Source organism: Leifsonia sp. PARNA 1/14, assembly GCF_055720965.1.
The window spans coordinates 110,372-135,569 of sequence record NZ_JBVQSP010000008.1 but is presented as its reverse complement, the minus strand read 5'-3'; the positions used below and the strand labels follow the sequence as shown (position 1 = coordinate 135,569).

The window sequence follows — 25,198 nt, the reverse complement described above, 5'->3', positions numbered from 1 at the left end:
GGGACGACTTATCCAATGATTATCGCATGTCGGGAGCGTTCGCCCGGTGCGACCCGCGTTCACAGAAGCGCCGCGTCGCGTCATGCCATAATCCGACTGTGCCTGCCTCGAAGACCGCGCCCACCGCACCGACGACCGACCCCGCACCCGCGACGTACCGTCGTCCGACCGCACTCGCCATCTTCCTGATCGTGGCCGGCGCGATCGGCCTCTGGGCCGCCTGGATGCTCACGGTGGACAAGTTCGACCTGCTCGAGAACGCGAACGCTCAGCTCTCCTGCAACTTCAACGTGCTCGTCGGCTGCAGCAAGAACCTGAACTCGTGGCAGGGATCGCTGCTGGGCTTCCCGAACCCGCTCCTCGGTCTCGGTGGCTGGACGGCGACGATCGCGGTCGGTGTCGGCCTCTTCGCCGCCGGCCGCTTCGCCCGCTGGTACTGGATCGCCTTCAACGTCGGCGTCGTGCTCGCCCTCGTGCTCGTCATCTTCCTGATCACCCAGTCGCTCACCGTGCTCAACGTGCTCTGCCCCTGGTGCATGGTCACCTGGACGGTGACCATCCCGACCTTCTGGGCCGTGACGCTCTACAACCTCAAGGAGGGGCACATCCCCGTGCCCGAGCGCGCACGGAAACTCTTCGGCACGCTCTACGGCTGGGTGCCCCTGATCACCATCGTCAGCTACGCGATCGTGGCGATCCTGGCGCAGATCCAGCTCGACTGGATCCACCGCGCCTTCGTCTGAGCCGCCCGGACGCACGAGAAGGGGCTCCCGACCATCCGGTCGGGAGCCCCTTCTGCCAGGTCGCCGAGCGAGTGCTCAGCCGAACCAGAGCACGAGCTCGCGCTCTGCCGACTCGGGCGAGTCGGAGCCGTGCACCAGGTTCTGCTGCACCTTGAGTCCCCAGTCGCGAGCCAGGTCGCCGCGGATCGTGCCCGGCAGGGCCGTCGTGGGGTCGGTGGCGCCGGCGAGCGAGCGGAAGCCCTCGATCACGCGGTTGCCCGCCACGCGCAGGGCGACGATCGGACCCGACTCCATGAACTCGACGAGGGGCTCGTAGAAGGGTTTGCCCTCGTGCTCGGCGTAGTGCTTCGCGAGCAGCTCGCGGTCGGCCTGCAGCATGCGCACGTCGACGAGGGAGTAGCCCTTCGCCTCGATGCGGCGCAGGATCTCGCCCGTGAGGTTGCGGGCGACTCCGTCGGGCTTGATGAGGACGAGGGTCTCTTCGACAGCGGTGGTCATCTGGTCTCCGTTCGGTTGTTCCGGTCGATGCGGGAGGCGGCGATCATGCAGTAGGTCCACATGGCCGTGAAGATCGCCCCCACGATGAAGAAGGCGGGCACGAGAAAGCCGGCGGCGACGACCAGGAGCTGCACGATCCAGCCCAGGACGACGCCGATGCGGTTCCGCATCAGCCCGATGGCGACGATCATCAGGAGGACGACCACCGCTCCCCCGCCCAGCGCGATCCACGCGGGCAGGGACTTGAGCCCGAAGAGCACCAGCGCCCCCAGGAAGACGACGATGAGTTCGAAGCCCAGCACGATCGAGCCGAGGCTCTCGCGAAGGGACCGCCGGCGACGGGCACGTGGAGCCTTCGCGGACTCGTTCGAGTCCTCGGGGTTCTCGTCGGTCACGCGGTCGTGTCCTTCCAGCCCTGCTCCTCGGCGTACGCCATGGCGGCGCCGACCAGCACGATCGAGCCCGTGACGACGACGGCGCGCCGTGCCTCCTCGCCCGCCCACTCGCGAGCGGCCTCCAGAGCGTCGAGGGCGTCGCTGTAGACGATGGTGGCCTCGTCACCCGCCTCATCGCGCACGATGTCACCGAGGTCGTCGGCCGGCAGAGCGCGGTCGGAGGCCGGCTCCGTCACGAAGAACTGCGCGGCGACCGGGGCGAGCGCGCGGACCACGCCGCGCGCGTCCTTGTCGCCCAGGCTGCCCAGCACGAACGTGACCTCGTCGAAGTCGAAGTAGCGGCGAATCGCGTCCGCAAGGGTCGCAGCCCCGGCGGGGTTGTGCGCGGCGTCGACGAGGACGGTCGGCTCCACGCCGACGAGTTGCAGACGCCCGGGAGAGGTCGCCGTGGCGAACCCCTCCTCGACCAGGTCGGCCTTGAGCGGCTGCGTGCCACGGCCGAGGAACGTCTCCACCGCGGCCACCGCGACGGCCGCGTTCTGCGCCTGGTGATCGCCGTACAGCGGGAGGAAGACGTCCTCATAGGTGGCGGCGCGCCCGCGCACCGTCACGAGCTGGCCACCGACGGCCACGCGCGTGTCGACGACGTCGAAGGCCTGCGGGGCCGCGGCCAGGGTGGACTCGGTCAGCCGGGCCGCCTCCTCCAGCTCGGCCATGGCCTCCGGAACCTGCGCCGAGCTGACGACGTCGGCGGACGGCTTGATGATGCCCGACTTGGTGCGCGCGATCTCGCGGACCGTGTCGCCGAGCTGCCGCGTGTGGTCGAGCGAAATCGGTGTGAACACCGCGACCTGACCGTCTCCGACGTTGGTCGAGTCCCACTCGCCGCCCATGCCGACCTCGATCACGGCGACGTCGACGGGAGCATCGGCGAAGGCCGCGAACGCGAGCGCTGTCAGCGCTTCGAAGAACGTCAGCGGCGCCTTGCCCTGCGCCTCCAGCTCGGAGTCGACGATCTCGAGGTACGGACGCACGTCCTCCCAGTTGCGCACGAGCGCTTCGTCGCCGATCGGCTGGCCGTCGATCATGATGCGCTCGTTGAACCTCACCAGGTGCGGGCTCGTGAGCAGGCCCGTGCGCAGACCGTACGCGCGCAGGATGCTCTCGGCGATGCGGCTCGTCGACGTCTTGCCGTTCGTGCCGGTGATGTGGATGATCGGGTACGCCCGCTGCGGGTCGCCGAGCAGCTCGACGGCCCGGCGGGTCGCGTCCAGGCGGCGCTCCGGAGCGCCTTCACCGATGCGCGCCAGGAGCGCCTGGTAGACGGCCTCGGCGTCGTCGCGCAGCTCCTCGTCGTCGGTCATCGGGCGTCCTCCACCTTGCTCACGCCGACCGTGAAGCGGCCCGCGTTCGCGAACTGCCCCGCGCCGAACTCCTTGACGAAGCCGTCGGCATCGTCGTCGATGGCGTCGCCCGCCGACGCGAACGCGAACTCCAGCGCCAGCGTCTCGGCCGCGATGTCGACGGCGTCGCCCGCGAGAGCGATCGCCCGGACGTCGTCGTCGTGCTCGAACGCGACGCTCAGCTCGATCCGGTCGCTCACGTCGAGCCCGGCCGCCTTGCGGGTGTCCTGCACCGCACGGATGACGTCGCGGGCCAGGCCCTCGGCCTCCAGCTCGGGCGTCGTGGCGGTGTCGAGCAGCACGAAGCCTCCGCCCGCGAGGAGTGCGATCGCCGACGAGGCGTCCTCGTCGGTCTGAGCGGTCTCCAGGACCAGCTCGTACTCGCCCTCGACCAGCTCCACGCCGCCCACGGTAACCACTCCGTCGTGCTCCGACCAGTCACCGGATCGCGCGGCCTGGATGACCTGCTGCACCTGCTTGCCGAGCCGCGGGCCGGCCGCGCGCGCGTTGACGGTCAACCGGCTGGTGATGCCGTAGGAGGCCGCGCTGTCGTCGGCGAGCTCGACGACCTCGACCGCCTTGACGTTCAACTCGTCGCGCAGGATCGCCTCGAACGGCCGAAGGGCGTCCGCGTCGGCGGCGACCACGGTGAGCGACGCCAGCGGAAGACGCACCCGTCGCCCCGACTGCTTGCGCAACGAGAGCGTCGTGGAGCAGATGGCCCGGATGCGGTCCATGGCGTCGACGAGCGCGTCGTCGGCCGGGAACACGTCGGCCTCGGGCCAGTCGGTCAGGTGCACACTGCGACCGCCGGTGAGGTCCTTCCAGATGCGCTCGGAGACGAGCGGGAGCAGCGGGGCCGCCACCCGTGTCACGGCCTCGAGCACGGTGTAGAGCGTGTCGAAGGCCTCGGTGCCCGTGCCGTCCTCCGACACGCCGACCCAGAACCGGTCGCGCGAGCGACGCACGTACCAGTTCGTCAGCACGTCGGCGAAGTCGCGGAGCTTCGCTGCGGCGAGCGTCGAGTCGAGCCCGTCGAGGTCTGCCGTCACGGCCTCCACCAGGTCGCGCGTCTTGGCCAGCAGGTAGCGGTCGAGCACGTCGGTGGACGCGGTGGAGTGCTTCGCCTCGTAGCCCGTGGCGTTGGCGTACAGCGAGAAGAAGTACCAGGTGCTCCACAGCGGCAGCAGCACCTGGCGGACGCCCTCGCGGATGCCCTCCTCGGTCACGATCAGGTTGCCGCCCCGCAGCACGGGGCTCGACATCAGGAACCAGCGCATCGCATCGGAGCCGTCGCGGTCGAAGACCTCGTTGACGTCGGGGTAGTTGCGCAGCGACTTGGACATCTTCTGACCGTCGCTGCCGAGCACGATGCCGTGCGAGATCACGTTCTTGAACGCCGCCCGGTCGAACAGCGCCGTGCCGAGCGTGTGCAGCAGGTAGAACCACCCGCGCGTCTGGCCGATGTACTCGACGATGAAGTCGGCCGGGTTGTGGCTGTCGAACCAGTCGTGGTTCTCGAACGGGTAATGCACCTGGGCGAACGGCATCGACCCGGAGTCGAACCACACGTCGAGCACGTCGGGGATGCGCCGCATCGTCGACCGGCCCGACGGGTCGTCGGGGTTGGGCCGGGTCAGCTCGTCGATGAACGGGCGGTGGAGGTCGGGCTCGCCCGCGGCGTTGACCGGCAGCCTCCCGAAATCACGCTCGAGCTCCTCCAGCGATCCGTAGACGTCGACGCGCGGGTACGCCGGGTCGTCGCTCTTCCACACCGGGATCGGCGAACCGAAGTAGCGGTTGCGCGAGACCGACCAGTCGCGGGCGCCGGCGAGCCACTTTCCGAACTGGCCGTCTTTGACGTTCTCGGGCACCCAGTTGATGCCCTGGTTCAGCTCGACCATGCGGTCGCGGAACTCGGTGACTCGCACGAACCAGCTCGACACGGCCTTGTAGATCAGCGGGTTACGGCAGCGCCAGCAGTGCGGGTACGAGTGCTCGTAGCTCGCCTGACGCAGCAGGCGGCCCTCCTCGCGCAGCAGCGTGGTGAGCGGCTTGTTGGCCTCGAACACCTGCAGCCCGGCGACATCCTGCACCTCAGGGAGGAAGCGCGCGCCGTCGTCCACCGAGATGATCACCGGGATGCCGGCGGCTTCACAGACGCGCTGGTCGTCCTCGCCGTAGGCGGGCGCCTGGTGCACGATTCCGGTGCCGTCCTCCGTCGTCACGTAGTCGTCGACGAGGATCTGCCATGCGTTCTGCGTGCCGTACTTCTCGGTGTCGGCGTAGTAGTCCCAGAGCCGGTCGTAGGTGACGCCCTCGAGTTCGCGCCCGGCGATCGTGCGCACGACCGCCTCCCGCGCCGCCTCCGGGGACCCGTAACCGAGCTCCTTCGCGTAGTTGCCGACCAGGTCGACGGCCAGGAGGTACTCGCCGCTCAGCGAATCCTCCTCGCGCAGGCCGGCGCCGTGACGGCCGCTCGCGCGCCCGTGGACGTCGGCGGCGCCGTTCGGACCGGCGGGGACCACGGCGTACCGGATGTCGGGGCCGACCACGAGAGCGAGGTTGGTGGGCAGCGTCCACGGCGTCGTCGTCCAGGCGAGGGCGCGCACGCCCGTGAGGCCCAGGGCCTCCGCCTTGGCGCCTGTGAGCGGGAACGTCACGGTGACCGTCTGGTCCTGGCGCATCTTGTAGACGTCGTCGTCCATGCGCAGCTCGTGGTTCGACAGCGGGGTCTGGTCGCGCCAGCAGTAGGCCAGCACGCGGTGGCCCTCGTAGGCGAGGCCCTTCTCGTGCAGCTGCTTGAACGCCCAGATCACCGACTCCATGTAGGAGGTGTCCAGCGTCTTGTAGTCGTTGTCGAAGTCGACCCAGCGCGCCTGGCGGGTGACGTACTCCTGCCATTCGCGCGTGTAGCGCAACACGGAGTCCTTCGCGGCCTGGTTGAAGGCCGCGAGCCCCATCTCCTCGATCTGACTCTTGTCGGTGATGCCCAGCTGCCGCTCGGCCTCCAGCTCGGCGGGGAGACCATGGGTGTCCCAGCCGAACCGGCGCTCGACCTTCTTGCCGCGCATGGTCTGGAAGCGCGGGAAGACGTCCTTCGCGTACCCGGTCAGCAGGTGGCCGTAGTGCGGGAGGCCGTTCGCGAACGGAGGACCGTCGTAGAAGACCCACTCGGGAGCATCCTCGCGGTTCTCGACCGAGGCGCGGAACGTGCCGTCCTCCGCCCAGAAGGCGAGGACGTCCGTCTCGATCTCCGGGAACACCGGCGACGGGGTGACATCGTGACGCGGCTCACGCCCGGGCTCGGCGGCTCCGTCCGGTGCGGACTTGGGGTACGGCATCTCTCTCCTGGCAGTTCTCGACTCTGCACGAGGACGCCGGACGCTCGCACGCCCGCCGCGGTACCACCCCGCTTGCCCTGCCGGCTCCAGCGCCGGCCAACCGGTGTGTACCGGACAGGACCTCTCGTCTGCGGCTGTGACGGGCCTGCCCCGTTCGGTTCTACTGAGCGGGCGAGTGCCCGCCGTTCTTCCGAAGACTCGCCGGTGATCGCCGGGTCGACGTCGTTCGCATCAGTCTATCGGTTCACGAGTGCGGTCGCGAAGCCCGCGCACACCGGTTCGACGGCATCGCGCATCACCGGCGTGAGCGGCCCCCGGCCCACGCCGGCGCGCGCCCAGACGCCCGCCGCGGCCACCGCAGCGCCGACGACCGCCGTCGCCGCCGCCCGTGGGAGGAGATCTCCGGGGTCGCCTCCCGTCCGCCGCGCTATCGCGGCCTCCACCTGGCGCACCACGGCCAGGAAGCGCGGGAGGGCGGAGGCCTGGAGCTCGTCGTCGGTGCCCATCAGCTCGACCTGGGTCACCGCGAGCGGCAGCCGCTCCGGGCCGAAGCCGTCGGCCAGCCGCACGACGGCGGCGAGGACGGCGGTCATCGGCTCCACGTCGTCGCCCGCCGCCGCGAGCATGGCGGGGAACGCCGCCAGCGACTCGTCGACCTCCAGCCACAGCAGGTCGCTCTTGGCAGAGAAGTAGTTGAAGAAGGTCGCCCGGCTGACTCCGGCCCTGCGCGCGATGTCGTCGACGGTGGTGCCCGCATACGTCTGCTCCAGGAACAGCTCGCCTGCGGCCTCCGCCAGCATGCCGCGCGAGGAGGCCCGTGGGCGCCCCGATCCGCCGCTTCCGTGGCCGCTGGAATGGCGCGGTGTCATCGTGCGTTGTCTCCTCACGCCTAATATTGGACCCGGTTCAGATACCCCCGTCAAAAGGACACCCGTGACCTCCACCCGCACGCTCGCCGTCAGCGAGACCGACCGCCCCGGGATCACCCCGGGCACGGCTCGCCGCGTCGCCATCGCTTCGTTCGTCGGAACGTCCCTCGAATCGTACGACTTCTACCTCTACGCGTACTTCGCCGCGTTCTTCGTCGGCCCGCTGTTCTTCACACCGCTCGGCGCCTTCGGCGGCGTGCTCGCCGGGTTCCTCGCGATCGCGGCCGGTTTCGTCATCCGGCCGGTCGGCGCCGTGGTGTTCGGCCACCTCGGCGACCGCATCGGGCGACGTCCCGTGCTGCTCATGACCATCCTGCTGATGGGCATCAGCACCGGCCTTGTCGGCGTGCTGCCGACGTACGCGACGGCCGGATGGTTCGGCGGTGTCGTGCTCGTGCTCCTCCGGCTCGTGCAGGGCCTCTCGCTCGGCGGCGAATGGGGAGGCTCGATCCTGCTCGCGACGGAGTACGCCAACCCCAAGCGCCGCGGCTTCTACGCCGCCCTCCCCCAGCTCGGCTCGCCGGTCGGCTCCATCCTCAGTGCCGTGGTCTTCATCGTGCTGACGCTGACGATGTCGCAGGCCGATATCGCCGCGTGGGGATGGCGCATCCCGTTCCTGACCGCGTTCCCGCTGCTGCTCGTGTCGCTCTACCTGCGCTGGTCGATCGACGAGACACCGGTCTTCCGCAAGCTCGTCGAGACCGGCCGGCGCGACCGCTTCCCGGTTCTCGACGTGTTCACGAAGGCCCCCACCGCGTTCGTGATCGCGATCGGCGCCGCGGTGCTCGGCATCGGCTCCTACTCGCTGATGAACACCTACATGGTCGATTACGGCACGGCGGTGCTCGGGTTCAAGTTCCAGGACCTTCTCGTCGCCACCACCATCGGCGGCCTGCTGCAGCTCGTCACCATCCCGCTGTTCGGGCTCTGGGCCGCGAAGATCGGCTCGGCGCGCGTGGTCGCGATCGGAGCGATCGGGACGCTGATCGTCGCCTTCCCGATGTACTTCCTGCTGCAGTCGGCGTCGTTCGGCGTGCTCGTCGGCAGCATGATCATCGGCGGCATCCTGCCGACGCTCTCGTGGGCGGGGCTCGGCGGACTCATGTCCGACCTGTTCCCGAGCCCCATCCGTTACAGCGCGCTCTCGGTGGCCTACAGCGTCGCCGCACTGCTCACCTCGTTCGTGCCCGCGCTCACGCTGGTCTTCGGCCAGGCCGTCGGCAACGCCTGGTGGCACCCGGGCATCGTGCTGGCGGTCATGTCGATCATCACGCTTGTCGCGGCCTGGGCGGCCGCCCGGCGTCGCCCGATCCTCGACGAGGACGCCGCAGCGGAGATCGGGGCGCCGGCCACCGACGCCGTCTGATCCCGCCCGGTCATGGCTCTCCGGTACCCTTGACGGGTAACCCACACTCAGGCACCCCGTTGACACGGTGCCGCACATATCGAATCGGAGAGCCATGACCGCCGCGAACCCCGTGCCCGACAAGCCAGCACTCGAAGGCCTGGAGGCCGTCTGGGGCGACCGCTGGCAGCACGACGGCACCTTCGTCTTCGATCGCGATGGGGCCATCGCCGCCGGGCGCGACGCGATCTACTCGATCGACACCCCGCCGCCCACGGCCTCCGGCTCGCTGCACATCGGTCACGTGTTCAGCTACACGCACACCGATATCGTCGCCCGCTTCCAGCGGATGCGCGGCAAGCGCGTGTTCTACCCGATGGGCTGGGACGACAACGGCCTGCCCACCGAGCGTCGCGTGCAGAACTACTACGGTGTGCGCTGCGACCCGTCGCTGCCCTACGAGGCCGACTTCGTGCCTCCCTTCGAGGGCGGCGACAACAAGAGCAGCAAGGCGGCCGACCAGAAGCCGATCTCGCGCCGCAACTTCATCGAGCTGTGCGAGCGGCTGACCGCCGAGGACGAGAAGCAGTTCGAGGCGCTCTGGCGCACCCTCGGGCTGTCCGTCGACTGGTCGCAGACCTATCGCACCATCGGGCGCGAGGCGCTGCACACCTCCCAGCGCGCCTTCCTCCGCAACATCGCCCGCGGCGAGGCCTACCAGGCCCTGGCGCCGACGCTGTGGGACATCACCTTCCGCACCGCCGTCGCCCAGGCCGAGCTGGAGGATCGCGAGCAGCCGAGCGCCTACCACCGCGTAGGCTTCCACGGCGCCGACGGCCCGGTCTACATCGAGACCACGCGTCCGGAGCTCCTGCCCGCCTGCGTCGCCCTGGTGGCGCACCCGGACGACGAGCGCTACCAGCCGCTGTTCGGCACCACCGTGCGCACCCCGCTGTTCGACGTCGAGGTTCCGGTGGTCGCCCACCACCTCGCGCAGCCCGACAAGGGCACCGGCATCGCCATGATCTGCACCTTCGGCGACATCACCGACGTCACCTGGTGGCGCGAGCTCGACCTCCCGAACCGCGCGATCATCGGCTTCGACGGGCGCATCCTGCCCGAGCCGCCCGCGGCGATCGAGAGCGACGCCGGCCGTGAAGCCTACGCCCAGCTCGCCGGCAAGACCGTGTTCTCGGCCAAGCAGGCCGTGGTGGAGCTGCTGCGCGCCTCCGGCGACATGGTCGGCGAGCCGAAGCCCATCCAGCACCCGGTGAAGTTCTTCGAGAAGGGCGACAAGCCGCTCGAAATCGTCTCCACCCGCCAGTGGTACGTCAAGAACGGCGCCCGCGACGAGCAGCTCCGCGAGCGGCTCATCGAACTCGGCCGTGGCATCGACTGGCACCCCGACTTCATGCGCGTGCGCTACGAGAACTGGGTCAACGGCCTCACGGGCGACTGGCTGATCTCGCGCCAGCGCTTCTTCGGCGTCCCGATCCCGATCTGGTACCCGCTCGACGCCGACGGCAACCCGGTCTTCGACCAGCCGATCCTCCCGTCGGAGGAGAGCCTCCCCGTCGACCCCTCGTCCGACCCTGCCCCCGGGTTCGACGAGGCGCAGCGCGGTCAGGCCGGCGGCTTCATCGGCGAGCACGACGTGATGGACACGTGGATGACCTCCTCGCTCACTCCGCAGCTGGCGGGCGGCTGGGTGGACGACCCCGAGCTGTTCCGCACGGTCTCCCCCTTCGACCTGCGCCCGCAGGGCCAGGACATCATCCGCACCTGGCTGTTCTCGACGCTGCTGCGCTCGCAGCTGGAGGACGGCGTCGCGCCGTGGACGAACGCCGCCATCTCCGGCTTCATCGTCGACCCCGACCGCAAGAAGATGTCGAAGTCGAAGGGCAACGTCGTCACGCCGGCCGACATCCTCGAGCGCCACGGCTCCGACGCAGTGCGCTATTGGGCCGCGTCGTCGCGCCTCGGCACCGACGCCTCGTTCGACCCGCAGAACCCGACCCAGATCAAGATCGGCCGCCGCCTGGCGATCAAGCTGCTCAACGCGGCGAAGTTCATCCACGGCTTCGAGGCGCCCGCGTCGCTCGACCTGGCCCAGGTGACCGCTCCGCTCGACCGCAGCATGCTCCAGCAGCTCTCCGTCGTCGTCGCGGACGCCACCGCCTCCTTGGAGGGATACGAGCACGCCCGTGCGCTCGAGATCGCCGAGACGTTCTTCTGGACGTTCTGCGACGACTACCTCGAGCTCGTGAAGGAGCGCGCGTACGGCGAGTCGGACGCGGGGCAGGTCTCCGCCGTCGTCGCGCTCCGTGTCGCTCTGTCCACCTTCCTGCGCCTGTTCGCGCCCGTGCTGCCGTTCGCTTCAGAGGAGGCCTGGAGCTGGTCGGAGGCCGGCTCGGTGCACGTCGCGTCCTGGCCGCGCGCCGACGAGGTCTCCGGCGACTGGGCCGAGACGCGCAGCGTCCTGACCGTCGTCGGCCGCGCCCTGACCGCGATCCGCGGCGCCAAGACGGCCGCGAAGGCCTCCCAGCGCACTCCCGTCGACTCCGCCGTCATCAGCGGGCCGGCCGACGAGATCGCGGCCATCGAGTCGGCTGCGGCAGACCTCGCGTCCGTGGGCAGAATCGCCGAACTGCGTTTCGCATCCGCCGAAGAGCTCTCGGTGACCGATATCCTCCTCACGCAGGTGCCCAGCGAGGAGGAACGATGACGGTTGACGTCCGGCGTGTGGAGGACAACGAGTTCTTCACTTGGCTCGACCTCTACGCGGGGTACGGCGAGTTCTACGAGACGCCCATCACCGATGAGAAGGCGCTCCTCGTCTGGAGCTGGATCACCGACCCCGAGAGCGGCGTCGAGGCGTACTTCGCGGTCGACGAGGAGGGCACTCCCGTCGGCATCGCCCATGTGCGCGAGTTCGCGCGACCGCTCGACGGAAGCAAAGGTCTCTACCTCGACGACCTGTTCGTCGTGCCGGATGCGCGCGGCGCGGGGGCGGGAACGGCGCTCCTCGAAGAACTCCGTGGCCTCGCGAAAGATCGCGGGCTCTCGGTGGTCCGCTGGATCACTGCGAAGGACAACCAGGAGGCCCGCAAACTCTATGACCGCGTCGCGGAGAAGACGAAGTGGGTCACCTACGACCTCGTCCCCTGAACAGGTCCGCGATATGGTCGATACACGTCCGGCGCTGCGAGCCGGGCTGGGAAGCCGAACGGAGGGGCTGATGTCGATCGAAGTTCGACCGGTCAAGGATGGCGACTTCTTCGCCTGGCTCGATCTCTACGCGAAGTACGCGGAGTTCTACGACACGGAGCTGACCGACCAGAGGGCGCTCGTGCTCTGGTCGTGGCTCACCGACGCCGACCACGAGGAGCAGGGCTACGTCGCCGTCGACGGCGACCGCATCGTCGGGCTGGCGCACGTGCGCGAGTTCGCGCGTCCTCTCGAGGGCGACCGCGGCCTGTTCCTCGACGACCTCTACGTCTTGGAGGACGAGCGCGGCAAGGGCGTCGGCCACGAACTGATCTCCGCAGTCCGTTCACTCGCCGAAGAGCGCAGGCTCGGCGTCGTGCAGTGGATCACCGCGAACGACAACGCCGAGGCGCAGCGCGTCTACGACTCGGTCGCCAGCAAGACTGCCTGGGTCACCTACGAGATCGACCTCGTCGCCGCACAGAACGCCGAGACGGCCTGATGCAGCTCGGAACCCGCTGGGCCGTCGGTGAGGCACCTCCCACGAACCTCCCCGAGGTCGTGACCTACGCGGTCTCCACCGTCGAGGAAGAGCTGACCGCCACCGACGTCGAGACCGACGGCTGGCGCTGGACGCTGACGTGGCTGGAGGGCAAGCCCGTCGTCGAGCTCGACGACGGCACCATCATCCGCTACAACGACGTGGAGGACTCGGCCACGATCACCCAGGTGGTCGAGACCGAGCCCTCCGACTTCGACGAGGCGTAAAGCTCTGTTCTGAGGTTGCCGCGCGCTCAGCGTGGCAGCTGGGGCAGCACGCGGGCTGCGCGATCGCGGTGCTGCTCGGCAGCGGCCACGAGCTCGGCGTGACGGGAGTGTCGTGCAGGCTGGCGCATCCCCCACGCGGTGAGGGCGCGACCGAGCCGGAGTGCTGCGCGATGGCTGAAGGGCCGGCGCACGGGCACGGTGATGGCGGTCATGATGCGGTTCCTTCCGAGATGGTCTGGTTCTGGTCTTCCGGTGATGGTTCGGTGGGAGCGGAGTCCTGCGCCTGCCCGTACCGGCCGGCGCTGAGCAGGAGGCGGGTCGCGACGAGTGCGAGCACCACGACGATCGCTCCGCCGATGACGAACGGCAGCCGGAGGTCGATGCGGGCGACGAAGCCGCCGAGGATGGTGGCGATCGGGGTGAGCCCCCACCCGATGGTGCGGACGATCCCCATCGCCCGGCCGAGCATCGCGCCCGGGATGATCGCCTGCCGCAGCGCGCCCCAAGGCACGTTCCAGACGGCGACGCCGAAAGCGCCGAACGCGTAGGCGAGCACGCCCGGCACGACGTTCCCGGTGAGCCCGACACCGAGAAGGCCGACTCCGCCGATGAGCATCGCCGTGAACATCACGCGACCCCGGCCGAACCGGGCGACGAATCGGCTGGAGAACAGCGCTCCGATCAGCGCGCCCACCCCCACCGCCGCTGTCACCACGCCGACGAGCGAGGCAGGCAGCGAGTAGGTCTGAAGGAGGAGGAGCACGACGCTGCCCTGCGCGAACGAGAGCGCGGATGCCGTGAGCGAGGTGAGTACGATCATCTTCCGCAGGAACCGGTCGTTCCAGAGGAAGCGGACGACCGCTTTCATGCCGGGCCGCGGGGCGACCTCCCCGTCGTCCTGCCGGGAGCCGACCATGTGCGCACGAGCCGCGGCGACCGGGATCGTCAGTACGAGGACGGCCGAGATGACGAACCCCCCGCCGGTGAGCCACATCGGCAGGGCGATCGCCGCCGCGAACAGGAAGCCGGCGATCGGGGTCGCGATGAAGTTCTGCACGACGATCTCCGCCGACTGCATCCGGCCGTTCGCGCGGTCGAGCTGGTCGCGGTTCACGAGGCTCGGCACCACCGTGGTGGTGGCGTTGTCGAAGACCGTCTCGCCCAGCCCGAACAGCAGCACGCACGCGTAGAGGCTCCAGATGGTCAGGGCGTCGGTGGCGATGAGGAGGGCTACCAGAGCGGCGACGGCGAAGCGGAGGCCGTTGGCGACCGCCATGGCGATCCGCCGGTCGACGCGGTCGAGCAGCATCCCGGCCGGGATGCCGAACAACAGCCAGGGCAGGAAGGTCACGGCGGTGAGACCGGCGATCAGGGCCGGGTCACGGGTCAGCGTGGTGGCGATGAGCGGAACCGCCGTGCGGCCGATACCGTCGGCGAGGTTGCTGGCGATCGCCGCGGTCCAGAGCCGGTTGAAGCCGCCGCCGAGGCCGGTGCGCGCCACCTGGGTGGTCATCGCTGCTCCTGCTCGACGAGCGGGAAGGCGTTGAATTGCACCTGCACGCGCTTGCGGTCGTCGGTCGGCTCGGCCTTCCACTTCTCCTTGAGGCGGTTGAGCAGCTTGTAGTACTCGGTCGAGAGCTCGTCGAGCTGACCCCGGGTCACCTCGAGATGCGATGTCGAGAGCGCAGCGGCTTCCATCCACTCCATTCCGAAGGTGTCGAGCCCTCGGCGGAGGAACGTGTTGAGGCGTCGCTCGTTGTTCTGCTGCCAGTTGAGGGAGATCTGCTCGGTGATCTCTCGCCCTGCCGGGGTCTCCAGCGTCTCGGGGCCTCCGATCGTCACGCCCCCGGGAGCCATGCGCCACCAACGCTCGCGGCCGCTCCCGCGCTCCGCATCCTCGATCACGATGCCGTGCTTGGCGAGCTGGCGGAGGTGGTAGCTCGTCGAGCCGCTCGACTCCCCCAGCCGTTCCGCCAGCATCGAGGCGGTCGCAGGCCCGAAGTCCGAGAGCTCGTTCATGATCTCGACCCGGAGCGGATGCGCGAGCGCCCGGAGGGCCGGCATTCCGATCGATTCGAAATGCGGCTCGTACTCGTCGGCCGGCTGGGCGGCCTCAGCGGTCTCGTCAGCGTGGGTCTCGGCAGGGTTCGTCTCATCGGAGGACATGCCACCAGAGTAACAATGCAAAGACTTCTTTGCAAGCACATCTTTGCAATTGGTTCTTTGCAATCATCTCTTTGGATCAACGACCCGGGGCTCTAGGCTGGTCGGATGGCAGACACCGCGAATCCGTTCCTCTCCCCCAGCACGCTCCCCTATCAGCTCCCGCCGTTCGCCGACATCCGCGATGAGCACTACCGCCCCGCCTTCGACCACGGATTCGACGAGCAGCTCGCGGAGATCGCAGCGATCACGGCCTCCACCGACGAGCCGACCTTCGAGAACACGATGATCCCGCTCGAGCGGTCGGGTCAGACTCTGCAGCGGGTCGCGGAGGTCTTCTTCAACAAGAGCTCGTCCGACAGCACCGACTTCACGAACGCGTTGGAAGAGGAGATCGCTCCCCTGCTGGCCGCACACCAGGACGCCATCCGGCTCGACCCGGCGCTCTACGGCCGCATCCAGGACCTCCACGCTCGGCGCGCCTCCCTCGGGCTCGACGCTGAGGGCGTCTACCTGGTCGAGCGGTACTACACCGAGTTCACGCTCGCCGGCGCCGGCCTCGACGACGACCAGAAGGAACAGCTGCGTGACTACAACCAGCAGCTGTCGACCCTGACCACCCGGTTCGAGAAGAACCTGCTCGCCGACACCAACGAGCTCGCCGTGGTGTTCGATTCGGCGGAGGAGCTCGACGGCCTCGGCGACGGCGAGCTCTCCGCCGCCGCGGAAGCGGCCCGCGAGCGCGGACTCGACGGCAAGTATGTGGTCACGCTCGTGCTCCCAACCGGTCACCCGTGGCTGGCGAACCTCACCGACCGCGCGTCGCGCGAGCGCATCATGACCGCGTCGCGGTCCCGCGGCATCCACGGGGGCGAGCACGACAACCGTGAGCTCGTGCTCGAGATCACCCGCCTGCGCGCCGAACGCGCCCGGCTGCTCGGGTTCGACACGCACGCCGCGTTCGTGACGGCCGACGAGACCGCGAAGAACCCGCAGGCCGTCGCCGACATGCTCGGCCGACTTGCGCCTCCCGCGGCCCGCAACGCCCGCGCGGAGGAGGCCGACCTCCAGAAGCAGCTCGGCGAGGGTGAGAGCGTGCAGAGCTGGGACTGGGCCGCGCTCACGGGCGCCGTGCGCCAGGAGAAGTTCGACGTCGACTTCGCGGCGATGCGTCCGTACTTCGAGGCCGAACGCGTCCTGCGCGACGGCGTCTTCTACGCAGCGACCCAGCTCTACGGCATCACCTTCGAGGATCGCCCGGAACTGACCGCCTATCACCCCGATGCACGCGTGTTCGAGGTGCGCGACGAGGACGGCTCCGGTGTCGGGCTGTACATCCTCGACCTGTACACCCGGGACTCCAAGCGCGGTGGCGCCTGGATGAACCCGCTCATCTCGCAGTCGGCGCTGCTCGACCACCCCACCGTCGTCGTCAACAACCTCAACGTGCCGAAGCCGGCCGCCGGTGAGCCCACGCTGCTGACCTACGACGAGACCAACACGCTCTTCCACGAGTTCGGGCACGCCCTCCACGGCCTCTTCGCCCGCGTGACGTACCCGAAGTTCGCGGGCACCAATGTGTTCCGCGACTTCGTCGAATTCCCCAGCCAGGTGAACGAGATGTGGATGCTCTGGCCGGAGATCGTCGCCAACTACGCCGTGCACCACCAGACCGGCGAGCGGATGCCCCAGGACCTCATCGACCGCCTCCACGCGTCGGAGTCGTTCAACGAGGGCTTCGCCACCAGCGAGTACCTCGCCGCGGCACTGCTCGACCAGGCCTGGCACGCGATCACGGCCGACGACGAGGTGACCGACGTCGCCGCGTTCGAGGCCGCCGCCCTCGCCGCGGTCGGCCTGGACAACCCCGCCGTGCCCCCGCGGTACGCGAGCACATACTTCGCACACACCTTCTCCGGAGGCTACGACGCGGGCTACTACTCCTACATCTGGAGCGAGGTGCTCGACGCCGACACCGTCGAGTGGTTCAAAGGGAACGGCGGCCTGCGGCGCGAGAACGGCGACCGGTTCCGCCGCCGGCTGCTCGGCGTCGGGGGGTCGAAGGACCCGCTGGAGGCCTACCGCGACTTCCGCGGTCGTGACGCCGTGATCGAGCCGCTGCTGAAGCGCCGCGGCCTCGACGGCTGAGGCAGCCCTAGCCCCCTTCCCGCGCGAGGCTCTACCCTGAGCGCATCGTCGCTGGGGCTCAGCGCGGGAAGGGGCGCGAAATGACGTCGAGGGAGCCGCAACCCGAACTCGCCGCGCCGACCGTGCGATCGCTCGTGCTGCTGTCGATCCCGGCCGTCCTGATCGGTGTCATCAGTGCCCTCACCCTCTGGCTCGTCGACGAGGTCGCCGGCGTGATCGAGGACGGCATCTGGAAGTCGCTGCCCGCCGCACTCGGTATCGACCCGTCATCGGGCTGGTGGATCTTCCTGATCCTTACCGTGACGGGCGTGGCCGTGGGGCTGACGGTGTGGCTCGTCCCCGGCCACGCGGGCCCCGATTCGGCGACGACGGAGCTGGTGACCACCCCGCTGCGGATCGGGATCGTCCCGTCGCTCGCCCTCGCCGCCGTCCTCGGACTCGCCGGAGGCGTCAGCCTCGGGCCCGAGAATCCGATCATCGCGATCAACGTGAGCATCCTCGTCGCGCTGGTCGGGCGGATCTGGAAGGCGGTGCCGGCCCAGCTCGTCATGCTGATGGCGGCCTCCGGAACCATCGGCGCTCTGTTCGGCACGCCGGTCGCGGCGGCTCTCGTCTTCACGGGCATCGTCGCGGCGGTGAAGGGCGGAGGCGCGCTCTGGGACAAGCTCTTCCTGCCGTTGGTGTCAGCCGCTGCGGGGTCGCTCACGATGACGTTCCTCGCGCATCCGCACCTCGCGATCCCGATGCCCGCCTACACGCAGGTGACCGGGTGGGATGTGCTCGCGGCGCTGATCATCGGCGTGGTGTCGACCGCCATCGGACTGCTCGGCGCCGTGCTCTTCCCGCTGGTCCACCGGGGGTTCCACGCCCTGCGGCAGCCCCTGCTGATCACCCTGGCGGGTGGCATCGTCCTCGGTCTCGTCGGAGCCGTGGGCGGCCCGATCACGCTGTTCAAGGGGCTGGAGCAGATGGGTACGCTCGTCGTGAACCGCGCCGACTACTCCGCCGGGCAGCTCGTGCTGATCGTCGTGGTGAAGCTGGTCGCTCTGCTCGTGGCCGCCAGTTCGGGCTTCCGTGGCGGTCGTGTCTTTCCCGCCGTGTTCATCGGCGCAGCGCTGGGCACGCTCGCCGTCTCCCTCGTGCCGGTGGTCCCGCTCCCGGTGGCAGTCGCCGCCGGGGTCATGGGGATCACGCTCGCGGTCACGCGAGACGGCTGGATCGCGATCTTCGTCGGCGTAGCGGTGACGCAGAACCTGCTGGTGCTGCCGATCCTGTCGCTGGCGATCCTGCCGCCGTGGCTGATGGTGACGAAGGCGCCGGAGTTCCTGATCACCCCGAACGCGATTACGCCGACTTCTCCTCGCGCCGCGGACGGTGCGGGACGATAGTCGGCGCCGCGTTCTCGAGCACGGCCTCCTTGGTGACGACCACACGCGCGACCTCGGAGCTCGACGGCACCTCGAACATGATCGGCCCGAGCACCTCCTCCATGATCGCGCGGAGGCCACGGGCGCCGGTCTTGCGGAGCACCGCAAGGTCGGCGATCGCCTCCAGGGCGGAGTGCTCGAACTCGAGCTGCACGCCGTCGAGCTCGAACATGCGCTGATACTGGCGGACCAGCGCGTTCTTCGGCTCGGTGAGGATCTGCATCAGGGCGTCCTGGTCGAGCGGGGTGACCGTCGTGACGACGGGCAGACGACCGATGAACTCCGGGATGAGCCCGAACTTGTGCAGGTCTTCGGGCAGCACCTCGCTGAAGAGGTTGATGTCGTCGCCCTTGGAGTGCAGCGGGGCTCCGAAGCCGATGCCCTTCTTGCCTGCGCGCGACGAGATGATGTCTTCGAGCCCCGCGAAGGCGCCGGCCACGATGAACAGCACGTTCGTCGTGTCGATCTGGATGAACTCCTGGTGCGGGTGCTTGCGGCCGCCCTGAGGCGGCACCGAGGCGACCGTGCCCTCCAGGATCTTCAGGAGCGCTTGCTGGACGCCCTCGCCCGACACGTCGCGCGTGATCGACGGGTTCTCGGCCTTGCGGGCGATCTTGTCGACCTCGTCGATGTAGATGATGCCGGTCTCGGCGCGCTTGACGTCGTAGTCGGCGGCCTGGATCAGCTTGAGCAGGATGTTCTCGACATCTTCACCGACGTAACCGGCCTCCGTCAGCGCCGTGGCGTCGGCCACCGCGAACGGGACGTTGAGCCGGCGGGCCAGGGTCTGGGCCAGGTAGGTCTTGCCGCAGCCCGTCGGGCCGATCAGCAGGATGTTCGATTTGGCGATCTCGACGTCGTCCATGGCGTCGGCCGACGTGAGCGTCTGCTTGGCCCGCACCCGCTTGTAGTGGTTGTAGACGGCGACCGCGAGCGCGCGCTTGGCCTGCTCCTGGCCGATGACGTACTCCTCGAGGAAGCCGAAGATCTCCTTCGGCTTCGGGAGGTCGAACTCGCCGGAGGCCTCTTCGCCCGCTTCGGCCAGTCGTTCCTCGATGATCTCGTTGCAGAGTTCGACGCACTCGTCGCAGATGTACACGCCCGGACCGGCGATCAGCTGTTGAACCTGCTTCTGGCTCTTGCCACAGAAGGAACACTTGAGCAGATCAGCGCTCTCCCCGATGCGTGCCATCCGTCTCCCCCTCCTTCTTCGGGTCTCTTCGTCGAGCCTAACCCGTGACGACGACAAAGGCGCGCACCAGGGCGTTTTCGACACGCGGTGACGGTCATTATGCCGACAGCAGACGACGTCGCCGCCGCGAGTCGGGACGCGCGAACGCCCCCGTCAGTGGGGACGGGGGCGTTCGGGGACTGCGCGACCGGTCGGGATCATCCCGAGGATCATCCCGACCGGTCGATACGGGAGCTACTTGAAGAGCGCGGGAAGCGTCTTGCGACTCGTGAGCACCTGGTCGATGAGGCCGTACTCCAGCGCCTCCTCGGCCGAGAGGATCTTGTCGCGGTCGATGTCCTTGTTGACCTGCTCGACCGACCGGTTGGAGTGCCGCGCGAGCGTCTCCTCCAGCCAGGTGCGCATCCGCATGATCTCGTTGGCCTGGATCTCGATGTCGGACGCCTGGCCCTGGCCGGCCTCGCCGACGGCGGGCTGGTGGATCAGGATGCGGGCGTTCGGCAGCGCCAGACGCTTGCCGGGGGTGCCGGCGGCGGTCAGCACGGCGGCTGCGGAGGCGGCCTGGCCGAGCACGACCGTCTGGATCTGCGGACGGATGTACTGCATCGTGTCGTAGATCGCCGTCATCGCGGTGAACGAGCCACCGGGCGAGTTGATGTACATGACGATGTCGCGGTCCGGGTCCTGGCTCTCGAGCACGAGGAGCTGGGCCATGATGTCGTCGGCCGAGGCGTCGTCGACCTGCACGCCGAGGAAGATGATGCGGTCCTCGAAGAGCTTGGCGTACGGGTCCTGGCGCTTGTAGCCGTAGGCGGTGCGCTCCTCGAAGCTGGGCAGGATGTAGCGGGCGCCGGGCGCCTGCACGCCGCCGAAGGCCTGGCCACCGAGGCTGGAGCCGCCGAGCATGGGGGTGTTCATAGTGATGTCCTTATCCTTCCGGCGGTTCCTACTTGGACTCCTGGTCGGTGCCGCCGCCGCCCGAGACGTCCAGCGCGGACTCCCGGATGTGGTCGACGAAGCCGTAGTCCAGGGCCTCCTGGGCGGTGAACCAGCGGTCGCGGTCGCCGTCGGCGTTGATCTGCTCGACCGACTTGCCGGTCGCCGCAGCGGTGATCTCTGCCAGACGCTTCTTCATGTCGAGGATCAGCTGCGCCTGGGTCTGGATGTCGCTCGCGGTTCCACCGAAGCCGCCGTGCGGCTGGTGCAGCAGGACGCGCGCGTTCGGGGTGATGTACCGCTTGCCCTTGGTGCCGGCCGTCAGGAGCAGCTGGCCCATCGAGGCGGCCATTCCGATGCCGACGGTGACGATGTCGTTCGGCACGAACTGCATCGTGTCGTAGATCGCCATGCCTGCGGTGATCGAGCCGCCGGGAGAGTTGATGTAGAGGTAGATGTCTCGCTTGGGGTCTTCTGCGGCCAGGAGCAGCAGCTTCGCGGCGATCTCGTTGGCGTTCTCGTCGCGCACCTCGGAACCGAGCCAGATGATGCGGTCCTTCAGCAGTCTGTCGAAAACACTGGGCTGGATACCCATGTCGGCCATGTTCGCTCCGTTTCCTTTGTCGCTTGGCATCGAATCTATCGGAGGGCGGAGCGCAATTCCGCGCTGTTCGCCCTGGGCAGAGTGGGTGTCGCGGCGGGCGTGGCGCGTCAGTGGTCGTCGTCGAGAGCGGCCGCGTAGGCCTCCACCGAGCGCTGGTATCGCGGCAGGTGCGGAGCGAGAGCATCGAGGGCCTGCCGCAACGCGTCGGCGTGGAGGCCGCCATCGAAGAGCGCGAGCGCCGCGAACGCCCGGGCCGCGTCGGAGAGCGGATGCTCGGGCTCGGCGAGGAGGAAGTCACGTAGCAGCGCAAGCGATTCGTCGGGACGGTCGAGGTTGCGCAACGTGCTCGCCAACTGGACGATCGCCTGGCCGCGCTCGGGCTCGGTGAGCCCATGGGCGAGCGCCGAACGGTAGAGCGGCTCCGCCTCGGCCTCGCGGCCTGCGAAGTCGCGCGCGCCCGCCGCCTCGAAAAGGGCGGTCGGGTCGTCGGCCGGCCGCTCGGCGACGAGCGCGTCGATGGCCTCCGTCGTGCGTTCCTCCCCCAGGTCGTCCGCCGCCGCCCACACTGCGTCCACGCGCTGCCGCCAGTCGTCCACGTCGTCGCCTCTCTCTTCTGCTCCGCACACGCTACCGCGCGACGAGTCGCCGCAGACAGCAGGAAGGCCGGGCCCCTGAGGGTGCCCGGCCTTCCTGGAAGAGGGTGTTACTCGGCCTTCTTCTTGGCGGCGCGCTTCTTCGGCTTCTCCTCGGCGGCCGGCTCCTCGGCCGGAGCCTCGGCAGCGGCGTCGGCGGACTCCTCGTCGGCGGCCTCCTCGCCGGCGGCCTCCTCGTCGTCGCTCTCGGGGAGGGCCACGAACTCGGACAGGTCGACCTTCTTGCCGTCGGTGTCGACGACCTCGGTCTTGCCGAGGATGATCGCGAGCGCCTTGTTGCGGGCGACCTCGCCGACCATCGACGGGATCTGGCCGTTCTCGCTGAGGATCTTGACGAACTCGTTCGGGTCCATGCCGTACTGGGCGGCGCCCTGCACGAGGTACTGGGTGAGCTCGTCCTGGCTGACCTTGATGTTCTCGGCCTGCGCCACCTCGTCGAGGAGGATCTGCGTGCGGAAGGTCTTCTCGCTCGACTCGGTCACCTCTGCGCGGTGCGTGTCGTCGTCGAGACGGTTCTCCTGCTCGAGATGACGGTGCACCTCGTCTTCGACCAGCTGCGCCGGCACCGGGATCTCGACCAGCTCGAGGAGCTTGTCGACCAGCTGGTCGCGCGCGGCGGTGCCCTGACCGAACGCCTTGGCGCGCTCGACCTGGGTGCGGAGGCTGGAGCGCAGCTCGCCGATGGTGTCGAACTCGCTGGCGATCTGCGCGAAGTCGTCGTCGGCCTCCGGGAGCTCGCGCTCCTTGACGGCGTTGAGCGTGACGGTGATCTGCGCGTTCTCGCCCTCGTGGTCGCCGCCCATGAGCGGGGCCTCGAAGGTGGTGGTCTCGCCCGCGGTCAGCGTGTCGAGCGCCTCGTCGATACCGTCGATCAGCTCGCCGGAGCCGAGCTCGTACGAGATGTTCGCGGCGGTGTCGACCTCCTCGTCGCCGATGGTGGCGACCAGGTCGATCTGGGCGAAGTCACCCGACTTGGCGGGGCGGTCGACGGTGACCAGCGTGCCGAAGCGGCTGCGCAGGCGGTCGAGCTCCTCCTCGACGTCGTCGACCGAGACCTCCGCCGCGTCGACCGTGAGGGTCACGTCGCTGAAGTCGGGAAGAGTGATCTCCGGGCGCGTGTCGACCTCGATGGTCAGCAGCAGGTCGCCCGAGAAGTCCTTCTCGTTCGGCCACTCGGTGATGTCGGCCTCCGGACGGCCGAGGGGACGCACGTCGTTCTCCTCCACCGCCTGGCGGTAGAAGGTGTCGAGACCCTCGTTGACCGCGTGCTCCAGCACCGCGGCCTTGCCGACGCGCTGGTCGATGATGGGCGGCGGCACCTTGCCCTTGCGGAAACCGGGGATGGTCACCTGCTCGGCGATGTGCTCGTAAGCGTGCTTGATTGACGGCTCCAGCTCCTCCGGCGTCACCGAGATGGTGAGCTTGGTGCGGGTGGGGCTGAGCTTCTCGACCGTGGTCTTCACGATGTCTGGGTTCTCCTGATGTTCGAACGATGGTCTACTCGCAAGGAACGAGGTCCTCGTCGGGGCGACAGGATTCGAACCTGCGACCTCCCGCTCCCAAAGCGGGCGCTCTAGCCAAGCTGAGCTACGCCCCGGCTTCAGCGGTGCGAAAGACCGTGCGCAAGTCTACTGCACGCGAGCAGTCGCCCGCGTGTACTACGATGGTCGTCGGCCGTCTGCGCAAGGCGGCCTTCGGGGATGTAGCTCAATGGTAGAGCCTCAGTCTTCCAAACTGATTACGCGGGTTCGATTCCCGTCATCCCCTCCCTTGTAAACACTGGCCTCATCGCTGAGAGCGGAAGGCGACCTCGACGGCGGCGTCGAGCGTATCGAGGCTGTCGCCGTTCGCAGTCTGTGGATCCGAAACGAATCCGCGGACGAGTTCGACGATGATGTCCGACGCGCTCGAGTTCGGATCCGGGATCGGGAACTTCGAGACGTACTGCGAAATCCATCGACGTTTTCCCGCGTACAACTTGTTTCCGCACACGACGTCGTAGAAGCGCACCGCAAAGCTCGAATTCGCGATACCCAGCATCAGCATCGCGAGACGTTCGCTCCCGATGTCGTCAAGACTCATCCAGTAGCAGTCGCCGTTGACCACTGCCCCCGACTCATCCCACGAGAAGCGCGGCTCCGTGCTGATGTCAGGGAAGACGATCTTCGGGATGGCCCACATCGCGGGCTTCTGCGGGACCCAGATCTCGAACCACTGTCGCCCGGCATCGATCAGGTACTTGCGCGACGCCAGTCGCTCGCGATGCGTCTCCAAGTAGGAGAGCGCTCGAGGATAGCTCTCCATCGCAAGCGGCACACGGCGCTGCGCGGTCGGGTCGTACGGGTACAGGACGGCGTGTTCACCGGCGTCCGATGTCCAGGTTCGTGCATTCCGATGCGTCGTCAGCGGCAGAAGCACCTCGTCCTCCGGTCGGAGGTCGTCGGGCAGCGCGTGCCACCGATCGCTGAGGAAGACCGAATCGGCTGTGGTCTTGATCCCGACGCGAATCTTCGCCACCTCGCCGAAGGTCTTCCATGTGCCCGTTCTCACCTCGTCGAGCCACGCGTCGTCAGGCCGCCCACTCATCCGCCACGGGCTGGCCGGATCGGCCGAGTCGAGCGTGCCCACGCGCACCTCGTAGGTCTTGCCGCCCCATTTCGCGAAGCTGTCCTCGCGGCCGCGCAGAGCCTCGAAGAGCTCGGTCGCACCGGATGTGTCTCCAGGGACCTCGTAGCTCGCGGCGAATCTGCATGCTTCCGATCGTTTCGTCGTGGTGGCGATGACGATGGCAGGGAGGACGGCAGCCTCGAACAACTTCGAGTCGCCGAGATCGTAGAGCGCAGCCGTGTGCAGCCGATCGGTCAGGACTCGCCGCATGTTCGAGCCTGCCTTGGTCGTCAAGAAGCGGTTCGAGCACAGCAAGGCAAGAACGCCGCCGTCGCTCAGGACGGCAGGGGCGACCGATACGAACGGGTGGGTGAGGTCGATACGACCCGTGAGCCCATGCTGTTCCGCAAGGGTCTGGGCGAACTCAGCGCCGAGCTGTTGGGTGCGCACATAAGGCGGGTTGGTGATGACGAGATCGAATTCGCGAGCGTGGTCGTCGGCGCCGCTGAGGAAGTCCGATCGAGCGAGTTCGATCTCCAGACCGAGATCGGCCGCTCTCGCCTTCGCCGCCTCGATCGCGGCGGGGTCGATGTCGTACCCCACCAAACGAACCGACGTGTGCGGACGCATCGCCGCGATCGCCCGGTGCGCCGCGAAGAGAAGCTCACCGTCGCCACAGGCCGGGTCGAGAACCGATACGGAGCCGGCCGAAGGGTCGAGATGCGCAGCACCCTCCTCAGCGAGAAACTCCGCCAGCAAAGCAGGCGTGTAGTGCTGGCCATGCCGTTTGCGGTCGATGGCGGTTGCGGTCGAGCTCACGGGGTGTCCTTACTGTC

Annotated in this window: 22 protein-coding genes and 2 tRNA genes; 9 read left to right on the top strand and 15 right to left on the bottom strand. The window is 68.5% G+C overall.

The genetic code is table 11. The features are described from left to right. Window positions 1-98 precede the first annotated feature (98 nt). On the top strand, window positions 99-743 hold the full coding sequence (locus AC0HS0_RS18840) for a vitamin K epoxide reductase family protein (protein ID WP_472965676.1): 645 nt from the start codon (window positions 99-101) through the stop codon (window positions 741-743). Window positions 744-818: 75 nt separating this feature from the next. Here AC0HS0_RS18840 and ndk read toward each other — a convergent pair whose 3' ends face one another. The 5 genes from ndk to AC0HS0_RS18815 form a co-directional block, all read right to left on the bottom strand. After that, complete coding sequence (gene ndk, locus AC0HS0_RS18835; protein ID WP_472965675.1) at window positions 819-1,241, bottom strand: nucleoside-diphosphate kinase; 423 nt, start codon at window positions 1,239-1,241, stop codon at window positions 819-821. Continuing rightward, window positions 1,238-1,636 carry a DUF4233 domain-containing protein gene (locus tag AC0HS0_RS18830; protein WP_472965674.1) on the bottom strand — a complete coding sequence of 133 codons (399 nt, stop codon included), beginning with the start codon at window positions 1,634-1,636 and terminating at the stop codon, window positions 1,238-1,240. The genes ndk and AC0HS0_RS18830 overlap by 4 nt, the downstream gene beginning before the upstream one ends. Beyond that, the gene (locus AC0HS0_RS18825; RefSeq protein ID WP_472965673.1) at window positions 1,633-3,000 is read right to left on the bottom strand and encodes a bifunctional folylpolyglutamate synthase/dihydrofolate synthase; all 1,368 of its coding nucleotides are present in this window, start codon (window positions 2,998-3,000) and stop codon (window positions 1,633-1,635) included. The genes AC0HS0_RS18830 and AC0HS0_RS18825 overlap by 4 nt, the downstream gene beginning before the upstream one ends. Next, window positions 2,997-6,383: an isoleucine--tRNA ligase gene (gene ileS, locus AC0HS0_RS18820; protein ID WP_472965672.1), complete on the bottom strand. Its 3,387-nt coding sequence runs from the start codon at window positions 6,381-6,383 to the stop codon at window positions 2,997-2,999. Before ileS ends, AC0HS0_RS18825 begins: the two co-directional genes overlap by 4 nt. 236 nt (window positions 6,384-6,619) lie before the next feature. Next, window positions 6,620-7,252 (bottom strand): TetR/AcrR family transcriptional regulator, encoded by a 633-nt coding sequence (locus tag AC0HS0_RS18815; protein ID WP_472965671.1) that lies wholly within the window; start codon window positions 7,250-7,252, stop codon window positions 6,620-6,622. Window positions 7,253-7,316: 64 nt separating this feature from the next. Here AC0HS0_RS18815 and AC0HS0_RS18810 point away from each other — a divergent pair, with 64 nt between their 5' ends. From AC0HS0_RS18810 to AC0HS0_RS18790, 5 genes are all read left to right on the top strand, one after another. Then, entirely contained in the window at window positions 7,317-8,678 is a 1,362-nt protein-coding gene (locus AC0HS0_RS18810; protein ID WP_472965670.1) for an MFS transporter, read from the top strand. A gap of 94 nt (window positions 8,679-8,772) precedes the next feature. Next, entirely contained in the window at window positions 8,773-11,382 is a 2,610-nt protein-coding gene (gene valS / locus AC0HS0_RS18805) for a valine--tRNA ligase (RefSeq protein ID WP_472965669.1), read from the top strand. Then, on the top strand, window positions 11,379-11,825 hold the full coding sequence (locus AC0HS0_RS18800; protein WP_472965668.1) for a GNAT family N-acetyltransferase: 447 nt from the start codon (window positions 11,379-11,381) through the stop codon (window positions 11,823-11,825). The genes valS and AC0HS0_RS18800 overlap by 4 nt, the downstream gene beginning before the upstream one ends. Window positions 11,826-11,895: 70 nt before the next feature. Then, complete coding sequence (locus AC0HS0_RS18795; RefSeq protein WP_472965667.1) at window positions 11,896-12,366, top strand: GNAT family N-acetyltransferase; 471 nt, start codon at window positions 11,896-11,898, stop codon at window positions 12,364-12,366. Beyond that, complete coding sequence (locus tag AC0HS0_RS18790) at window positions 12,366-12,632, top strand: hypothetical protein (RefSeq protein WP_472965666.1); 267 nt, start codon at window positions 12,366-12,368, stop codon at window positions 12,630-12,632. Before AC0HS0_RS18795 ends, AC0HS0_RS18790 begins: the two co-directional genes overlap by 1 nt. Before the next feature lie 26 nt (window positions 12,633-12,658). Here the strand turns inward: AC0HS0_RS18790 and AC0HS0_RS18785 are convergent, their stop codons facing one another. The 3 genes from AC0HS0_RS18785 to AC0HS0_RS18775 are packed head-to-tail and all read right to left on the bottom strand — an operon-like array spanning window position 12,659 to window position 14,798. After that, window positions 12,659-12,844 carry a hypothetical protein gene (locus AC0HS0_RS18785; protein WP_472965665.1) on the bottom strand — a complete coding sequence of 62 codons (186 nt, stop codon included), beginning with the start codon at window positions 12,842-12,844 and terminating at the stop codon, window positions 12,659-12,661. Then, complete coding sequence (locus AC0HS0_RS18780) at window positions 12,841-14,145, bottom strand: MFS transporter (RefSeq protein ID WP_472965664.1); 1,305 nt, start codon at window positions 14,143-14,145, stop codon at window positions 12,841-12,843. Before AC0HS0_RS18780 ends, AC0HS0_RS18785 begins: the two co-directional genes overlap by 4 nt. Continuing rightward, complete coding sequence (locus AC0HS0_RS18775) at window positions 14,142-14,798, bottom strand: ArsR/SmtB family transcription factor (protein WP_472965663.1); 657 nt, start codon at window positions 14,796-14,798, stop codon at window positions 14,142-14,144. The genes AC0HS0_RS18780 and AC0HS0_RS18775 overlap by 4 nt, the downstream gene beginning before the upstream one ends. Window positions 14,799-14,903: 105 nt before the next feature. Between AC0HS0_RS18775 and AC0HS0_RS18770 the strand changes: the two genes are divergently transcribed. Together AC0HS0_RS18770 and AC0HS0_RS18765 are read left to right on the top strand one after the other, a co-directional pair. Further along, window positions 14,904-16,943, top strand: coding sequence for a M3 family metallopeptidase (locus AC0HS0_RS18770; protein WP_472965662.1), 2,040 nt, complete (start codon window positions 14,904-14,906; stop codon window positions 16,941-16,943). 80 nt (window positions 16,944-17,023) lie between these two features. Then, complete coding sequence (locus AC0HS0_RS18765; RefSeq protein ID WP_472965661.1) at window positions 17,024-18,331, top strand: ion channel protein; 1,308 nt, start codon at window positions 17,024-17,026, stop codon at window positions 18,329-18,331. Here AC0HS0_RS18765 and clpX read toward each other — a convergent pair. The 6 genes from clpX to AC0HS0_RS18735 form a co-directional block, all read right to left on the bottom strand. Then, window positions 18,288-19,562, bottom strand: coding sequence for an ATP-dependent Clp protease ATP-binding subunit ClpX (gene clpX, locus AC0HS0_RS18760; RefSeq protein WP_185277561.1), 1,275 nt, complete (start codon window positions 19,560-19,562; stop codon window positions 18,288-18,290). The two genes, AC0HS0_RS18765 and clpX, sit on opposite strands and share 44 nt — an antisense overlap. 234 nt (window positions 19,563-19,796) lie before the next feature. After that, the gene (locus AC0HS0_RS18755) at window positions 19,797-20,480 is read right to left on the bottom strand and encodes an ATP-dependent Clp protease proteolytic subunit (RefSeq protein ID WP_472965660.1); all 684 of its coding nucleotides are present in this window, start codon (window positions 20,478-20,480) and stop codon (window positions 19,797-19,799) included. Between the two features lie 28 nt (window positions 20,481-20,508). Further along, a complete protein-coding gene (locus AC0HS0_RS18750) occupies window positions 20,509-21,102 on the bottom strand; it encodes an ATP-dependent Clp protease proteolytic subunit (RefSeq protein WP_472965659.1) in 594 nt (197 codons plus the stop codon). 107 nt (window positions 21,103-21,209) lie between these two features. After that, window positions 21,210-21,698 carry a tetratricopeptide repeat protein gene (locus AC0HS0_RS18745; RefSeq protein ID WP_472965658.1) on the bottom strand — a complete coding sequence of 163 codons (489 nt, stop codon included), beginning with the start codon at window positions 21,696-21,698 and terminating at the stop codon, window positions 21,210-21,212. Window positions 21,699-21,805: 107 nt separating this feature from the next. Next, window positions 21,806-23,218: a trigger factor gene (tig, locus tag AC0HS0_RS18740; RefSeq protein WP_472965657.1), complete on the bottom strand. Its 1,413-nt coding sequence runs from the start codon at window positions 23,216-23,218 to the stop codon at window positions 21,806-21,808. A gap of 59 nt (window positions 23,219-23,277) precedes the next feature. Continuing rightward, a tRNA-Pro gene (locus AC0HS0_RS18735) sits at window positions 23,278-23,352 on the bottom strand. Between the two features lie 99 nt (window positions 23,353-23,451). Here AC0HS0_RS18735 and AC0HS0_RS18730 point away from each other — a divergent pair. After that, window positions 23,452-23,522 (top strand) — tRNA-Gly (locus AC0HS0_RS18730). A gap of 18 nt (window positions 23,523-23,540) precedes the next feature. Here the strand turns inward: AC0HS0_RS18730 and AC0HS0_RS18725 are convergent. Next, window positions 23,541-25,181 carry an Eco57I restriction-modification methylase domain-containing protein gene (locus tag AC0HS0_RS18725; protein ID WP_472965656.1) on the bottom strand — a complete coding sequence of 547 codons (1,641 nt, stop codon included), beginning with the start codon at window positions 25,179-25,181 and terminating at the stop codon, window positions 23,541-23,543. Between the last annotated feature and the right edge of the window lie 17 nt (window positions 25,182-25,198).

Coding starts and splice junctions, on each gene's coding strand:
- AC0HS0_RS18765 (WP_472965661.1), top strand. CDS start 17,024: ATGACGTCGAGGGAGCCGCAACCCGAACTCGCCGCGCCGACCGTGCGA.
- AC0HS0_RS18750 (WP_472965659.1), bottom strand. CDS start 21,102: ATGGCCGACATGGGTATCCAGCCCAGTGTTTTCGACAGACTGCTGAAG.
- AC0HS0_RS18755 (WP_472965660.1), bottom strand. CDS start 20,480: ATGAACACCCCCATGCTCGGCGGCTCCAGCCTCGGTGGCCAGGCCTTC.
- AC0HS0_RS18795 (WP_472965667.1), top strand. CDS start 11,896: ATGTCGATCGAAGTTCGACCGGTCAAGGATGGCGACTTCTTCGCCTGG.
- valS (WP_472965669.1), top strand. CDS start 8,773: ATGACCGCCGCGAACCCCGTGCCCGACAAGCCAGCACTCGAAGGCCTG.
- AC0HS0_RS18775 (WP_472965663.1), bottom strand. CDS start 14,798: ATGTCCTCCGATGAGACGAACCCTGCCGAGACCCACGCTGACGAGACC.
- AC0HS0_RS18815 (WP_472965671.1), bottom strand. CDS start 7,252: ATGACACCGCGCCATTCCAGCGGCCACGGAAGCGGCGGATCGGGGCGC.
- ileS (WP_472965672.1), bottom strand. CDS start 6,383: ATGCCGTACCCCAAGTCCGCACCGGACGGAGCCGCCGAGCCCGGGCGT.
- AC0HS0_RS18800 (WP_472965668.1), top strand. CDS start 11,379: ATGACGGTTGACGTCCGGCGTGTGGAGGACAACGAGTTCTTCACTTGG.
- ndk (WP_472965675.1), bottom strand. CDS start 1,241: ATGACCACCGCTGTCGAAGAGACCCTCGTCCTCATCAAGCCCGACGGA.
- AC0HS0_RS18770 (WP_472965662.1), top strand. CDS start 14,904: ATGGCAGACACCGCGAATCCGTTCCTCTCCCCCAGCACGCTCCCCTAT.
- AC0HS0_RS18825 (WP_472965673.1), bottom strand. CDS start 3,000: ATGACCGACGACGAGGAGCTGCGCGACGACGCCGAGGCCGTCTACCAG.
- AC0HS0_RS18780 (WP_472965664.1), bottom strand. CDS start 14,145: ATGACCACCCAGGTGGCGCGCACCGGCCTCGGCGGCGGCTTCAACCGG.
- clpX (WP_185277561.1), bottom strand. CDS start 19,562: ATGGCACGCATCGGGGAGAGCGCTGATCTGCTCAAGTGTTCCTTCTGT.
- AC0HS0_RS18785 (WP_472965665.1), bottom strand. CDS start 12,844: ATGACCGCCATCACCGTGCCCGTGCGCCGGCCCTTCAGCCATCGCGCA.
- AC0HS0_RS18790 (WP_472965666.1), top strand. CDS start 12,366: ATGCAGCTCGGAACCCGCTGGGCCGTCGGTGAGGCACCTCCCACGAAC.